Here is a 14,570-nt window from a genome sequence, read left to right as displayed (position 1 = left end):
AATCATCGGCTCAATTGCAATCACCATTCCTGCCTGCAATCTCGGACCGTTTCCACGCTTTCCGAAGTTGGGTACTTCCGGAGCCTCATGTAAAAATTTACCGACTCCATGTCCCACAAGCTCCCTTACTACACCATAATTGTGACCTTCTGTCAGACTTTGTATCGCATAACTCACGTCACCTATCCTGTTGCCGGGTTTCACCTGCTTTATTCCTTCGTAAAGGGATTGCTTAGTTACTCTGAGCAGTTCCACCACTTCACTTTTAACTTCCCCTACCATGTAGGTATAAGCACTGTCAGCGTGATAACCTCCTTTGTAAACACCACAATCTATAGAAACAAGCTAGGAGTTGGTAAAGGACGCTCGATCAAAACTGCTGAACAAGCCGCAGCTAAAGTAGCCTTTTTAGCAATTCCTAACCCGCAAATACCCTGAACCAAAAATACTGCTGATCAACTGATAATTCAGTTGATTGTTAGTGGTCATTTGTCCCAAGTCCCTTGCATACAAATCAAATTCCTAGTGTCAGTTTTGACCCAAAGGGTGAAATGCTGACCTCAGGGAGTTATGACAAAACTGTGAAACTTTGGCGGCTTGACGGTACTTTAATCATGACTCTCCACGGGCATACTGATAGTGTGATGAGCGTAAGTTTCAGCCCTGATGGTGAGTTTTTGGCATCAGCTAGCAAAGATAAAACAGTGAAACTTTGGAACCGTGAAGGCAAGTTGCTCAAAACCTTAGTAGGGCATCAGGGTTGGGTAAATAGCGTAAATTTCAGTCCTGATAGTCAGATTTTAGCTTCCGCCAGTGATGATCAAACTGTGAAACTGTGGCGACGGGATGGTACTTTGCTCAAAACCTTTTCGCCCCATGACAGTTGGGTGTTAGGCGTTAGCTTTAGTCCCACTGACGAGCTACTGGCTTCTGCCAGCTGGGATAACACCGTAAAACTGTGGCGACGGGATGGGACGTTGTTAAAAACCTTATTAAAGGGGTACAGTGATAGCGTCAATGCCGTTACTTTCAGTCCCAATGGTGAATTGCTCGCCGCCGCCAGTTGGGACAGTACAGTGAAACTCTGGAGCCGTGATGGCAAATTAATTAAAAGTCTCAATGGGCATCGCGCTCCGGTATTAAGTGTCAGTTTTAGCCCAGATGGTCAAACCCTAGCATCAGCCAGTGATGACAACACGATAATTCTGTGGAATTTACATCTTGACGACCTACTTGTTCGTGGTTGCGACTGGATGGACGATTACCTCAAACACAACCGCAATCTTGAAAAGCGCGATCGCCTTCTTTGTGATGGTATAACCAGTACAAACCCTTTTTAATTATGAATTATGAATTAATAATTATGAATTAGCTTGAAGCCTCAATGGACAACCGCTCTTGGTTTAGCGGTTGATGAGGCGATCAAAATTGTTAATTCACAGCTAGAAATTTATTTCGAGATGATCAGCCGTATGAGCGATCGCTCTCTAAAACTTCATGATTATTTTCTGCGGGAGCCTCTTGTGGCAAATTTGCTAAAAAGGCTTGTAGTCTCATGCGCTCAATATAAGGCCAGCCTCCCTCAGACTCAATATCTTTCAGTAGTGAGTAGAGTTGCCGACGGTTAACAGGCAAACTCTCTTGAAAAACCCCATCCCGGATCTCTCGGTGTAAATGCTCTAATTGCCGAAGCATTGCCAAAAGAGCTACACTATCGCCTTCACAACCTTGAACTGCATCATACACCACAGTTGTGATCGTTTGCAGTTTACAGGACAACTCCCCTGATTCAAGATTTTTATTATTGTTCATGCCATCCTTTCCGTATAAATGAGGTCAACTCAAATTTACCGGAGATTTTTAATTTTCCCTAGTTTGCCAATCGTTCTTCCAGAAAATGAACCTTCTGTAGGCTTCTAAGTAAGCAACTCAGCTAAAGCCTCTGAGTTTCCCGCATCCCGCGAGGTTCTATGAGTTTTTTCTGGAATCTCCGTTTCCCCCAGCAAGAACTGCCTCTTCGTTGAGTAAGGGGTGAATATAACTAGATTTGTATCTTTATCAAAGCAATTGCGATCGCTCGTAAAAGAGCGTAGTAACCTTTACCATAGCCTCCACAGCAGCTAAATGCGATCAAGATGAGACTTTCTTGGATTTTGAGTTAAAAAAAATCGTATGATCTGGCTAATTTACCCATCAAACAATGGGCTGTATGTAGTGGCGTCACATACATGATACAAAAAGACTTGGGCGACGCCGCTTTTGCTATATGCAAGAGCAAAGTGCGAAGCAGAGACACGTTTAAGTACGTTTAGCAGAGAAAAGTTTGAGTGGCGACTGCCAACCTATACGCCCGGACACTTGTTTCAACTCTAAGAAAGAGCAACGCAGTGTCCGATAAAGGATGGCTTATCGTCAGAAATCAAAGCTTCGATGCAGTTTTACAACTTAGATATTAATTTTTGAGATTGAGGTTGACCATGAGGTATCGCGCTTTAATTGTTGCATTCTTGGCTTTGTGCCTGGGGTTAATAACTGCTTGTAGTGATACTCCTGCTGTTAGTAGTGGTAGAGATGTACTCACTTACGATCAAATTCGCGGCACTGGCTTGGCTAACAAATGCCCCCAACTAGCAGAAACAAGCCGTGGCTTCATTCCCATTGATTCTAGCCAGTCTTATGCCATCAAAGAACTTTGCTTAGAACCAACTAGCTTCTTCATCAAAGAAGAACCTGCTAATAAACGCCAACAAGCAGAATTTGTTGCTGGCAAATTGTTGACCAGATACACTTCCACTATTGACCAAGTGCAAGGCAACCTAAAAATCAACCCAGATAATAGCCTCACCTTTGTGGAAACTGACGGTCTTGACTTCCAAGCCATCACTGTGCAACTTCCTGGTGGTGAGCGAGTACCTTTCCTCTTCACCATCAAAAACTTGGTTGCTCAAACTCAACCCAGTTTGACCAGTATTAACACCTCCACGGACTTTGAAGGCACTTTCAAAGTTCCTTCCTATCGTGGTGCTGCCTTCCTAGATCCAAAGGGTCGTGGTGTCGTTAGTGGCTACGATAATGCTGTGGCTCTCCCCGCCCAAGCCGATGATGAAGAACTTACCCGCACTAACGTCAAGCGTGCTGAAAATCTTAATGGCAAGATTTCTTTGCAAATCGCTAAAATCGATAGCTCTAGTGGTGAAATTGCTGGTACTTTCGAGAGCGAACAGCCATCTGATACTGATTTAGGTGCTGGTGAACCTAAAGAAGTTAAGATTCGCGGTCTATTTTTTGCACGGGTTGAACCGGCTCGTGCCTAAACTCTCTGGAGTTAGATAAGCATCAGGCTTCATCACAAAAGTTAACTTCTTTGCCCCCATTTTCAGGGCTGTTTCATTCCTATAAAAGCATTACAGCGACGAAAAGAAACAAAGGTTCAAGGGGAGACAAGAGAAAAATTCTTCCTTCCCTTGTCCCCAGCTTTTCAAGAGGCTTTTAAAGAATGAAACAGCCCTGCCTTTTTTTAGGCGTTTTTTACAAAAAGGGAGAAAGGTTAAATACAACAAAGGGCGAGATGCTTTTTGTTGGATTTTTTTGGGTAAATTTACGTAGTATTTTCTAAAAATTATTAGTAGTTTTTAACTATTGGATGGATTTCGCTTTAATGAACACGTAATTTTACTGTAAATCAAACTTTTGCTTATCCAACAAAATTCCAGCTACTGTTGTTTTGTTTATAGAAATTAGCTTCAGCATTAATTAATTAAAGTTAAGTACAATCTCGGTTTGATATTTGGTAACTAATTTTATATTTTATTTCTATGTAGTTCTAAAAAAAGCTACAGATCATACTGAAGATCAATAAGCAACTAAATACCAATTTCGCTTATTTAAACTTTGCTCGATTGTCAAGCAAGTCTATAGAATTTTCTCTAGAAAAATGTTGTTATCTACCAGAGAATTTACTAAGGCATGTAGCACGACATTATCTTTGATATCGTGCGATCGCAGCCGAGTTTAAAAGAGAAAAATTAATTGTTGATTTACTTAATAAACAAAGGTCTATGCCTACCACAACCACCAATGAACTAAAACATGAAATTTGGCAGTTGTTGCGAGAATATCAGCAATCTCCGTCAGAAAATGTTCGCAATAAGCTGGTAAAACTCAATTTTGGACTTGTGAGAAAAGAAGCTCACTACTGGACGAATCAATGTCATGAAACCTACGATGATTTGCTCCAGGTTGGATGTTTGGGTTTAATCAGGGCGATTGAAAAATTTGAACTTTCCAAGGGACATGCCTTTAGTTCTTATGCTCTTCCCTATATTCGGGGTGAAATTCAACACTATCTCCGAGATAAAGGTGTCACCGTGCGAATTCCTCGCAAGTGGTTAGCACTGCAACAGCAAGCAATAGGAGTGTCACGTTCTTGGCGTGAAAAGCATAATCGCCAACCAACAGACTCAGAATTAGCAACAGCACTGGAAATTTCTCCAAACGAATGGCAAGAAATTAAATTAGCATGGATAAATCGCGCTCCCTTGAGTCTCGATGTGCCAATCCAAGATGGAGAAGAAGGCTCTACCTGTTTGGGAGAATTAGTTCCAGATCCTAACTATCGCAGCTTTCAACTAGTACAAGAAGACCAACTTCGCTTGCAACAAGCATTGGTTCAGCTAGAACAACGTACCCGCGATGTGTTGGAATGTGTGTTTTTACAGGATTTAACACAAAAACAAGTTGCAGAACATCTGGGAATTAGTGTAGTAACAGTTTCCCGTAGAGTTAAGAAAGGTCTGGATTTGATGAAACAGCTTATGGGTGTGGCAGAAGATTAATTGCATAAACACCAAGCCGCAGTTATGCCCAGTAGACAGTGCTAAAAATAACCCTTAAAAAGTAAAAAGTTAGGTTATAAAGGGAACATACTTTGCCTTTGATACAAATTTCAGGCATGTTAATTTCCACTTTCCAATTTTCCAATGGCTTTTGAGAACAGCTCATGGGCAGAAATTTAAAAATTACAATTGCAGCTATTTTAACTTTAGCGATCGCTGGATGTGCTTCTGAAGATACACCACAAGCGATCAATCCTACGCCGATTCCCAAAATAGCAGCAAAGTCGCCACCAGCGGCTCAATCCTTTAAGAATCCAGTGATACCTGCCAAAGAGGTTTCAAAAGTTACTCCTGCATCTGCTAATTTGATTCAATCCACTAATGCTACAGAGCGGGTACAGTTAGTTGTGCTATCAAAAGATCGAAGTGACCCGTTTGCAGAACTTTTCAAGCAGACGGTTCCCGGAATGCCTAAAACATCTGTAAGACCTGTTCCCGTGTTGCCTAAGCTACCTACTGCATCGCTAGCAGTCCGAAAACTTCCAACACGCAGCATCGCTTTAAATCAGAAGAAAAAATCAATTGCTTCTGTACCAAAAAAAGTCAATCCTACTTTGACTAAAAAAGTCAATCCTACTTTGACTAAAAAAGTCAATCCTACTTTGACTAAAAAAGTCAATCCTACTTTAATTTCAGTCTTACCTAAAGTTTTGCCTCAAGTTGTCCCCAACCCAGCTTTAGTATCTGTATTGCCACCGCCAGCACAACCTGAGTTAGCAAAGGCAGTTGTTGTGACTGGTGTAGTTCTAATTAGTAAGGAACCACAGGCAATTATCAAAGTACCGGATGAGCCGACGAGTCGCTATGTGCAAGCGGGACAGCAATTAGCAAATGGTGTACTGGTTAAACGTATTGAAATGAATCACGGCTACAACCCCATCGTGATTCTAGAACAATATGGTATTGAAGTTGCCAAAATGGTAGGGGAAGGGGCTGTCAATTCAACGCCGTCAGCTGCATCTGCTAGCGGCAATCCGGTTTCAGCGACAACGCCCCCCTCAAATCCTTTTAATGTTGGAGCTTCATAAAGATGGAGACTAAGGAAAAAATTGAATTCGCTGGTTTGCCTTTAGCTGTTTATAGAGAGATAGCAGCTCATTTACATCAAGTCGAAGGGGTAGAAGTGGATTTAATTCCCCAGTCATCCCAAGAGTTTGATTACAATCAAAGTCAAATTGGTGGCTTGTGTATCTCGTGGACAGCAAACTCTGGTTCAGAAAGTCGGCAACGAGTTAACCAAATTTTGGCTTACTATCAAAATCGCTATATGAATCCTATTTAATTTGTGAAAATTGAAACCTTAGATTCCCGATTTTTCAAATAAGTCGGGAATTTTGTTGTTCACAAATGACTAAACGGGTCGAAATTCGGTTAGAGTACCAAGAACTCGCAGGCTCAAATTACTGTTAGCGATACAGGTAAAGGTATTAATTGGAGCAAAATAACTATGACTGCTGCTGTCTTTCTAGAAAATGTCTACAAGTTTTACAACAATGTACCTGTAGTCACTGACCTGTCATTCCAAATTGAAGCGGGAGAAATATTTGCTTTACTTGGCCCGAACGGTGCGGGTAAATCCACCACGATTCGGATGCTGACTACACTAACGAAACCCTCCCAAGGACGGATAGAAGTAGGTGGATATGATGTAATGAGCCAAGCAATGCTGGCAAAACAGAGTATTGGCGTAGTCTTGCAGCAAGTAAGTGTGGATAACGATTTAAGCGTTTGGGAAAATATGGAACTGCATGGGAGGCTACATCACATTAGCAACCCACAGCGACAAAAACTAATTAATCAATGGCTAGAGTATGTTGAGTTAGCAGAAAAACGTAATGATTTGGTAAAAACCCTGTCTGGGGGTATGAAACGACGGTTGCAGATTGCGAGAGCTTTATTGCATCAACCGCAAATTCTGTTTTTGGATGAACCAACGGTAGGACTAGACCCCCAAACCAGACGACGGCTTTGGGAAATTATTCGGGATTTGAATAAGCAGGGAATGACGATGCTACTGACGACCCATTATATGGATGAGGTCGAATTTTTGTGCGATGCTTTTGGTTCTACCAAGCCAGGACGCATCGGTATTATGGATAGCGGTAAGCTGATTTCTTTAGGAACTTTACAACAGCTGCGTTCTGCTCACGGTGAAGGTTTGGTGATGAAACAATTAGGTGTGTCTGATGTGGGAAGTGATGGTGCTCGTAGTTGGGAATATCTGTTTTTCCCATCTTTGGAAGCAGCAAATATCTACTTGAATGAACAGCCCGATAAAACCGGAATGATGGTGCGTCCCTCTAATCTGGAAGATATTTTTGTGGAATTAACGGGACGCCGGTTAGATTAACCTCATCCTCCTAACTGTCGCAGCATGGCTTCTACTCTGTTGACGCCATCTGAGTCATTACGCCGCTTGTACAAGTCACGGGCTTTCTGAAGCAAGCTGTTGGCTTGTTTGGTTTGTCGGCGCTGTTTATACATGGAACCCATTAACTCATAAGTCTGGGCGTTGTTCTTATCCAAGTCGATTGCTTGTTGGTATGCCCAGCTAGCAGCAGTATAGTCTCCCATACGAGATTGCGTTACAGCCAATCCTAAATAGGCGTTAACATTGTTACGGTTCAGCTGTATGGCCCGACGGTAGCCTTCTTTTGCCCCACGCGTGTCGCCCAAATTCGCTTTAATGTAACCCACCGCGTAGTAAAAATCACTATTGTTAGGGTTGATGGCGATCGCACGACGATAAGCTGTTAATGCCGCCCGGTAATTTCCCTGTTGAGCGTATAAATACCCAATACCTGAATGAATTTTAGCATTTTTGGCATCTAGCCTAGCTGCTTGCTGATAAACTGCGATCGCAGCACCATAATCGCCCGTATCCACTAACCTCCGTCCTTCTTCTAGTAGTTGCTTTAACTCTGGGTTTTTGGCTTGCGCCACTAATACCTGAGCCTGAGGTGTTACTTTAAAAAACTTTTGATGCCAATATGGATTGGTCAGTCTTTAGGATCAAAGTAATACTCTTTTTCTAATGAAAAAAGAAACCATCATGCTTTTTTGATTGACGAAAAATGTAACTTTAGTCCTTTTATAGTACGAATAAGGGTAATAATGGCTGAAAATACTAATCAAACGATAACTTTAACACAAGAGTGGTTGACAGAAATCCAGACACTCAAAGAGCAGATGGCGGGACTTCAGAGCGATCGCGATGCTGCTTGGGAAAGCGCCCAAAAATGGCGTCAGCTTTACAACACAGAAGCAGAACAACGGCGCACGGATGCCCAATTGGCCCAACAGGCGATCGCATCCCTCAAGGCAGATTTGCATAAACTCTCTTGTCTTGAGATGGAGACACTGACTGCTGGAACACCAGTAACAGCGATCCAACAAGAAATAGAACAACTAAAATCTGTAGAGGAATTGCAAGCTAAACTCATCGCTGTAATCAAAGAACGCGATCGCCTCTTGCAAGCTTTGAAAACTGAGCAGGATAACCACGCTCAAACCCGCAATAGCCTTACTACTGCTTTGGGTGATGCTATTGATAGCTTGACACGCGAACGAGCCAAAGGAGAAAAAAAAAGTCAATCACCCGCCTAAACCCCGGTTTCTTTAAGAAACCAGGGTTCTTGTTGTTCACAAATGATTTAGGACTGCTACATAAGGTTGAGCTACTTATCGCCCAACGACTAAAGCTTTGTTTTCAATGTATCTTTACCATCTGGTATTTTACAGCAGTTTTCATGTATTTGAACCACATCTATCGTAGGGGTTTAGCAATGCTCATTGGTGTCAACTTAAGCTAAAAATCGCTTATCTGTTGGCTGACTCAACCGCCTAGAACTAAAGTTCAAGGCTAATAGCTAAAGTCTACTGAAGTAGACTAAAGATTTTTGGCTATATTTAGTCATCTTAAGATGACTTTCGCTATTAGCAAGGAACTTCAGTTCCTTGCGGGACATGGCTTTTACGTTAAGTTGACACCAATGAGCAATGCTAAACCCCTACCGCGTGGTCTATTTACCTGAAAATAGCTGTAATTCGCCCATTCCAAAACTTTGAAGAACAATTCCATTTTTACACTAAAAGCGATGGGATATTTTTTTACTTGCAAGTCCCTAACGCTATCCTTGTCTTGGCTGAATGCCAGATGCAATTAATGTCTCTATCGACTTGCTATCCAGGGGTTGGGAGAAAAAATATCCCTGTGCGTACTTGCATTTCATGGCTCTAAGTAGTGCCAGTTGCTCTATAGTTTCTACGCCCTCTGCTATTACATCTATATTTAGACTCTGGGCTAGGGTGATGATCGCTTGAACAATCTCCAAGTTTTCTCCGTTAGCACCAATCTTAGTAACAAAAGAACGATCAATCTTTAAGGCATTACTTGGAAAGCGGTGCAGGTAACTCAAAGATGAATAGCCTATGCCAAAATCATCTAAGTGTAATTGGATATTCATCTGTTGCAGTTGCAAGAGCATAAAAGTTGCTGATTGAATATTTTCCATCAGTACGCTTTCGGTAATCTCCAGCTTTAAATTATTGCCTTCCAGACCAGTCTCTTGCATAATTTGGGTAATTTGCTCAATTAGTCCGGGTTGGGAGAACTGTTTAGTAGAAAGATTTACACTGATTGTCAAGGGTGGGTCACTAGGAAATTGTATTTGCCAAGCACGCATCTGCCGACAAGCCTCGCTCAGTACCCAATAACCAATAGGGATAATCAAGCCAGTTTCTTCTGCTAGTGGAATAAAGTTGTCTGGAGAAACTAATCCCTGTTCCGGGTGCTGCCAGCGAACGAGAGCCTCAAAACCAATAATTTTGTAAGTTTCTAACAACACAATTGGCTGGTAGTAAACCTGAAACTCTTGGCGTTCAATTGCCCGCCGTAGATCCATCTCTAACTCTAATAACTTCGTTACTTGCCTGTACATGCTTGAGTCAAATATCTCATGGCGTGCTTTACCGAATGCCTTAGCCCGATACATGGCAATGTCAGCATCGCGCAGCAGTTCCTCCGGTCGGTTGTAAGTACTTTTACTAAAGGCGATGCCAATACTGACGGTGGTAAATACCTCGTACCCGCTGAGTTGGAATGCAGATGTTAGAGCTTCGTGTATCCGCTCCACTACGCTAGTTACGTCATTGATGTTATTGAGATCCTCAAGCAAAATTGTAAACTCATCTCCCCCTAGACGGGCAACTGTGTCTCCACCCCGCAGACAGTTCTCCAGTCTGCGAGCAAGGGCAGTTAGTAGTTGGTCACCAATTGTATAGCCAAGACTGTCGTTGACAACTTTGAAGCGATCTAGGTCTAGAAAGAGAACAGCAAATGTATAATCCGCACGTCGTTTTGTCAGCATTAGCGCCCGTTCTAGCCGTTCCATAAATAAGGCGCGGTTTGGCAGACCGGTTAGCATATCATGAAAAGCGTCATAAATTAATTGCGCCTCTGCAAGTTTTAGAGCAGTAATGTTGCGAGCGATACTCAAAACAAAATATACCAAGCCATCGCTAGCCAATTCAGGCACAAGACGGGTATAATAATGTTTTGTTTCTTGAGCGATCGCTAAACTGCATTCAAACTCGGTTTCTTGCTTAGTTTGAAAAACTTGCCCAAGCTTGCGATCGCATATCCGACAAAATTCTTCTGGCAAATTTAACTCTGCGTTTGTTTTGCCGATAAATGTTTCGGCTGATATTCCTGTAACCTTTTCAATAACTGGATTAACGTAAACGTAGCGCAATTGAGCGTTAAATCTGGAAATAATATCAGGTGCATTTTCAACTAGTGCTTTGAATTCTTGCTGGCGACGCGCTAGTGCCTCCAATATCTGCTTACGCTCAGTGATATCCTGAAAAACGCAAACTGCACCTGTAATGTTACCGTTGTCATCTTTAATCGCTGCAACGCTATCATCAATTGGGATTTCTGCACCGTTTTTAGCAATAAGTATCGTTTGTTCTGGTAGACCGACAGTAACGCCAGACTGAAGGACTTGCCTGATCGGACTTTCAATTCTCATCCGAGTTTCTTCATGAGCAATCTTGCATATTTCTGTTACTTCTTTACCAAATGCATCTGAATAATTCCAACCCGTCAGTTCCTCTGCAATAGGGTTCATAAAAGTTACAGTTCCAGATTCGTCGCTAGTAATTACAGCATCTCCAATACTTTTAAGTACAGCAGTCAGCCATTGTTCATTTTTTTTTATTTTTTTTTCCGTTCGATGTTTGGAAAGTGTAATTTCAATAGTGAACTTTAATTCCTTTTCTTTGAAAGGCTTGAGAATGTAGCCAAACGGCTCTGTTTCTTTGGCTCGATTCAATGTTGATTCATCTGCATTAGCAGTAAGATATATTACTGGAACCTTAAAAATATTATGAATTATCTGAGCGGCTTCCACACCGTCCATTTTTCCTTTAAGATGGATATCCATTAGAACTAAATCTAGAGAATCATTTGCTGCTTTTTTAATTGCTTCTTCTCCAGAATCGGCAAGCCCAAGAACAGTGTATCCAAATTTTCTTAGCCGACTTTGTATATCCATTGCTACAATAATTTCATCTTCAACAACTAATATATTTATTGGCTTCATGATTTTGTTAAACTTATATTTTTATAAACTTTTCGTCGCAAATATAATTTTATACTTTACTCCATTATCGCTGATAAAATCGATATTGCCTTGTAGCTGATGTGTTAGACCTTTGACTAATCGCAAACCTAATGATTCTGTAGTTTGAAAGTCAAAATCTTGGGCCAAACCGACACCATTATCACTGATAGTAAGTGTAAACACATTTGCTTCTAGGGAGCAAAATTCAATACAAATTTCTCCCGGTTCTCTTTGGGGAAAGGCATATTTTAAAGAATTTGAAATAAGTTCATTGATAATCAAGCCGCAAGGAATAGCTGCATCAATGACTAGAAAAACTTCCTCAACGTTCATTTTCAAGCTAATCGCACTGGAATTAACGTTGTATGAATAAAATAAATTAGTTACTAAATCTTGGATATAGTCAGCAAAATTAATTTTTGCCAAGTCTTGAGATTGATATAGTTTCTCGTGGATCAGAGCCATTGATTCAATCCGGTTCTGGCTATCTTTGAATACCTCAAGGGCTTGATTGTCCTTAAGATACTCTGCTTGCAGGTTGAGCAGACTAGAAATAATCTGTAAATTATTTTTTACCCGATGATGAATTTCTTTCAATAGCACCTCTTTTTCTTGAAGCGATGCTTTAATCTGCTCCTCTGCTTGCTTGCGCTCCCGTCTCACCTGTGCCTCACGCAACTCGCGGGCAACAGCAGGGATAAGTCGCGCTAAATTGCCTTTGATAATGTAGTCATGGGCACCAGCTTTCATGGCAGCTACTGCGGTATCTTCACCGATAGTTCCTGAGACAATAATAAATGGCAAGTCAAGTCCACTTTCCTTGACTTGCTTCAATGCAGCAGGGGCGCTAAAGGTGGGCATGGAATAATCGCAGATAACGATATCCCATGTTTGATCTGCGATCGCAGCTTTCATGGCTGTGGGTGTATCAATCCGTTCAAAGGTTACTTGATAGCCACCACGTTGCAGTTCACGCAGTATCAACAAAGCGTCATCTTCTGAATCCTCAACAAGTAATACGCGCAGTGGTATACCCATGTAATTCGTAATTCGTAATTCGTAATTCGTAATTCGTAATTAAGAAAGTCAGCTTTGCATTTATATTTTTGAGGCAGGGGGCAGGAGGTAGGAGGCTCAGTGGGAACCCACTTTTAAAAACGTGGGGTTGATCATGGACACTTTGTATCTCGTGGCACTTGACCTTTGATGCAATTCTTCTTTTAAACTGGGAAATGACCCAGAACTAAAGTTTTTATTCATACTTCTTTCCCCCTGCCTTCTTTGGTAAGCTATACCCTTGGCGGTGGTTCGTTTAAGACAAACCAGTACAACCCTAGTTGTCGCACTGCTTCACTGAATTGGGAAAAGTCTACTGGTTTGCGAACATAGCTGTTAGCACCCAAGCTGTAACCATTGATTAAGTCTTGCTCCTCTTTAGAGGAGGTGAGAATGACGACGGGAAGGATTCTTGTTCTGTCGTCGGCCCGCAGGTTTCGCAAAACTTCCAAACCATCCATTTTAGGCAACTTCAAATCTAGGAGGATGAGATTCGGCATAACGCTCATGTCGCGCTCGGCGTATACACCTTTACCAAAGAGATAATCTAGGGCTTCCACCCCATCGCGTGCCACCACTACCTCGTTCAAAATATTGTTTTTCTTGAGTGCGCGTAGGGTTAGCGCTTCATCGTCAGGATTATCTTCTACAAGTAAAATCATGTTGTATGTTCTCCTATAGTTAAAGGGTGAAGTAAAATGTTGCGCCTTGCTCTACTGCACTTTGAGCCCAGACACGGCCACCATGACGGTGGACAATCCGCTGCACAGTAGCTAGTCCGATGCCAGTGCCTTCAAACTCAGTCATGGCGTGCAGGCGCTGAAAAGCACCGAAAAGTTTGTCAATATAGGCCATATCGAAGCCTGTGCCATCATCACGGACAAAATACACATGGGTGTCATCTTGCTGCAAAAGCCCAAATTCTATGTGTGCTTTTTGATTTTTTCCTGTAAACTTCCACGCATTACCCAGCAGGTTTTCTAGCACGATCTTTAACAGATGAGCATCACCATTGGCAACCAATCCTGGTGTAATGACAAACTCTACTTGGCGTTCTGGTTGTGTTTTGTGCAACTCTGTAGCGATCGCCTCCACCAGTGCGCTCAGATCAACCTCCTCACGTCGCATTTCACTGCGCGTCAGCCGTGACAGATTCAGTAAATCATCGATCAGTTGTGCCATTCGCTGGGTGGCTGCACGCACTCGCTGGAGGTAGTTTTGACCTAATGCGTCGAGGTTATCACTATAATCTTCTAGTAGCGCTTGGCTAAAGCCGTCGATGCTCCGCAAGGGGGCCCGCAGATCGTGAGACACAGAATAACTAAATGCTTCCATCTCTTTATTAGTGGCTTCGAGTTGTGCTGTGCGTTCTGCAACTCGCCCCTCAAGCTGGACGTTCAAGCGCAAAATCTCTGACTCCGCCTTTTTGCGCTCATTAATTTCAGTTTGCAATTCTTCGTTAGTGTTTCTCAGTTCGGCAGTCCGTTTGTTAACTTCTATTTCTAACTCATCACGAGCTTTTTGCAGAGAATTTTCCATCCGCTTGCGTTTTACAAGTTCTTGATTGGTAATTATCGCTGCTAAACCGACGATCGCAGAAGCGATAACGCTGCCAAAAATAGTTAATAAAGTTGTTTGATGAGCGCTAATGTTCGCCTCTCTCGACCTCTGTTTCAACAACTCATTCTCTTCGTTCTCCATAGCTGTAGTAACCATTCGGATGTCCTCCATGATCTGCTGACCCTGATCTGTCTGAACTATTTGCAGCGCCGACTCTAAATTTTTGCTCCTGGCGTTAATCGCTTGTTCCATCAAAACTAGTTTTTTGGCAATCAGGGGTTCAAGGCGATCGAGCCGCCCCTGTTGATTGGGGTTATCCGCAGTCAATTGGCGCAGAGCTTTAAGTTTCTGAGTAATCTCGCTAGTTGCAGTGCGATAGGGTTCTAGATACCGTTCTTTGCCCGTGAGAAGATAGCCCCGTTGTCCAGTCTCT

14 protein-coding genes and 1 pseudogene are annotated in these 14,570 nt (G+C 42.3%); 8 read left to right on the top strand and 7 right to left on the bottom strand.

Going from position 1 to position 14,570, the window contains the following annotated elements:
* Positions 1-336: M24 family metallopeptidase (locus LC574_RS04560; RefSeq protein ID WP_368736670.1), on the bottom strand; the 336-nt coding region annotated here is incomplete at its 3' end.
* On the opposite strand from LC574_RS04560, the gene LC574_RS38775 reads away from it, so the two are divergent.
* Both LC574_RS38775 and LC574_RS04550 read left to right on the top strand, forming a co-directional pair.
* The gene (locus LC574_RS38775) at positions 304-438 is read left to right on the top strand and encodes a hypothetical protein (RefSeq protein WP_368736669.1); all 135 of its coding nucleotides are present in this window, start codon (positions 304-306) and stop codon (positions 436-438) included. The two genes, LC574_RS04560 and LC574_RS38775, sit on opposite strands and share 33 nt — an antisense overlap.
* A 68-nt stretch (positions 439-506) precedes the next feature.
* A pseudogene (locus LC574_RS04550) lies at positions 507-1,340 on the top strand (WD40 repeat domain-containing protein); the annotation flags it as partial.
* A 124-nt stretch (positions 1,341-1,464) separates the two neighbouring features.
* Here the strand turns inward: LC574_RS04550 and LC574_RS04545 are convergent.
* Complete coding sequence (locus tag LC574_RS04545) at positions 1,465-1,812, bottom strand: hypothetical protein (RefSeq protein ID WP_229451695.1); 348 nt, start codon at positions 1,810-1,812, stop codon at positions 1,465-1,467.
* Positions 1,813-2,477: 665 nt separating this feature from the next.
* On the opposite strand from LC574_RS04545, the gene LC574_RS04540 reads away from it, so the two are divergent.
* The 5 genes from LC574_RS04540 (at position 2,478) to LC574_RS04520 (ending at position 7,245) form a co-directional block, all read left to right on the top strand.
* Positions 2,478-3,314 (top strand): photosystem II manganese-stabilizing polypeptide, encoded by an 837-nt coding sequence (locus tag LC574_RS04540; RefSeq protein ID WP_229451694.1) that lies wholly within the window; start codon positions 2,478-2,480, stop codon positions 3,312-3,314.
* Between the two features lie 744 nt (positions 3,315-4,058).
* Complete coding sequence (locus LC574_RS04535; RefSeq protein WP_229451693.1) at positions 4,059-4,835, top strand: RNA polymerase sigma factor SigF; 777 nt, start codon at positions 4,059-4,061, stop codon at positions 4,833-4,835.
* Positions 4,836-4,999: 164 nt separating this feature from the next.
* On the top strand, positions 5,000-5,923 hold the full coding sequence (locus LC574_RS04530) for a hypothetical protein (protein WP_229451692.1): 924 nt from the start codon (positions 5,000-5,002) through the stop codon (positions 5,921-5,923).
* Between the two features lie 2 nt (positions 5,924-5,925).
* Positions 5,926-6,177, top strand: a complete 252-nt coding sequence (locus LC574_RS04525) for a hypothetical protein (RefSeq protein ID WP_118167788.1) — start codon at positions 5,926-5,928, stop codon at positions 6,175-6,177.
* Between the two features lie 165 nt (positions 6,178-6,342).
* Entirely contained in the window at positions 6,343-7,245 is a 903-nt protein-coding gene (locus LC574_RS04520; protein ID WP_229451691.1) for an ABC transporter ATP-binding protein, read from the top strand.
* A gap of 2 nt (positions 7,246-7,247) precedes the next feature.
* Here the strand turns inward: LC574_RS04520 and LC574_RS04515 are convergent, their stop codons facing one another.
* Entirely contained in the window at positions 7,248-7,898 is a 651-nt protein-coding gene (locus tag LC574_RS04515; protein ID WP_229451698.1) for a tetratricopeptide repeat protein, read from the bottom strand.
* Positions 7,899-8,009: 111 nt separating this feature from the next.
* On the opposite strand from LC574_RS04515, the gene LC574_RS04510 reads away from it, so the two are divergent.
* On the top strand, positions 8,010-8,501 hold the full coding sequence (locus tag LC574_RS04510) for a hypothetical protein (protein ID WP_229451690.1): 492 nt from the start codon (positions 8,010-8,012) through the stop codon (positions 8,499-8,501).
* 524 nt (positions 8,502-9,025) lie between these two features.
* Here LC574_RS04510 and LC574_RS04505 read toward each other — a convergent pair.
* The 4 genes from LC574_RS04505 to LC574_RS04490 form a co-directional block, all read right to left on the bottom strand.
* Positions 9,026-11,500: an EAL domain-containing protein gene (locus LC574_RS04505; protein WP_229451689.1), complete on the bottom strand. Its 2,475-nt coding sequence runs from the start codon at positions 11,498-11,500 to the stop codon at positions 9,026-9,028.
* Positions 11,501-11,521: 21 nt separating this feature from the next.
* Positions 11,522-12,559, bottom strand: a complete 1,038-nt coding sequence (locus tag LC574_RS04500) for a sensor histidine kinase (protein WP_229451688.1) — start codon at positions 12,557-12,559, stop codon at positions 11,522-11,524.
* Between the two features lie 251 nt (positions 12,560-12,810).
* Positions 12,811-13,239 (bottom strand): response regulator, encoded by a 429-nt coding sequence (locus LC574_RS04495; protein WP_229451687.1) that lies wholly within the window; start codon positions 13,237-13,239, stop codon positions 12,811-12,813.
* A 19-nt stretch (positions 13,240-13,258) separates the two neighbouring features.
* On the bottom strand, positions 13,259-14,570 hold a 1,312-nt coding region (locus tag LC574_RS04490), incomplete at its 5' end, for a CHASE3 domain-containing protein (RefSeq protein ID WP_229451686.1).

Source organism: Nostoc sp. CHAB 5715 (assembly GCF_020829685.1).
Lineage (GTDB): Bacteria > Cyanobacteriota > Cyanobacteriia > Cyanobacteriales > Nostocaceae > Nostoc.
This window is presented reverse-complemented; position numbering and strand designations above follow the sequence as displayed.

Coding starts and splice junctions, on each gene's coding strand:
- LC574_RS04545 (WP_229451695.1), bottom strand. CDS start 1,812: ATGAACAATAATAAAAATCTTGAATCAGGGGAGTTGTCCTGTAAACTG.
- LC574_RS04540 (WP_229451694.1), top strand. CDS start 2,478: ATGAGGTATCGCGCTTTAATTGTTGCATTCTTGGCTTTGTGCCTGGGG.
- LC574_RS04535 (WP_229451693.1), top strand. CDS start 4,059: ATGCCTACCACAACCACCAATGAACTAAAACATGAAATTTGGCAGTTG.
- LC574_RS04530 (WP_229451692.1), top strand. CDS start 5,000: ATGGGCAGAAATTTAAAAATTACAATTGCAGCTATTTTAACTTTAGCG.
- LC574_RS04525 (WP_118167788.1), top strand. CDS start 5,926: ATGGAGACTAAGGAAAAAATTGAATTCGCTGGTTTGCCTTTAGCTGTT.
- LC574_RS04520 (WP_229451691.1), top strand. CDS start 6,343: ATGACTGCTGCTGTCTTTCTAGAAAATGTCTACAAGTTTTACAACAAT.
- LC574_RS04510 (WP_229451690.1), top strand. CDS start 8,010: ATGGCTGAAAATACTAATCAAACGATAACTTTAACACAAGAGTGGTTG.
- LC574_RS04505 (WP_229451689.1), bottom strand. CDS start 11,500: ATGAAGCCAATAAATATATTAGTTGTTGAAGATGAAATTATTGTAGCA.
- LC574_RS04500 (WP_229451688.1), bottom strand. CDS start 12,559: ATGGGTATACCACTGCGCGTATTACTTGTTGAGGATTCAGAAGATGAC.
- LC574_RS04495 (WP_229451687.1), bottom strand. CDS start 13,239: ATGATTTTACTTGTAGAAGATAATCCTGACGATGAAGCGCTAACCCTA.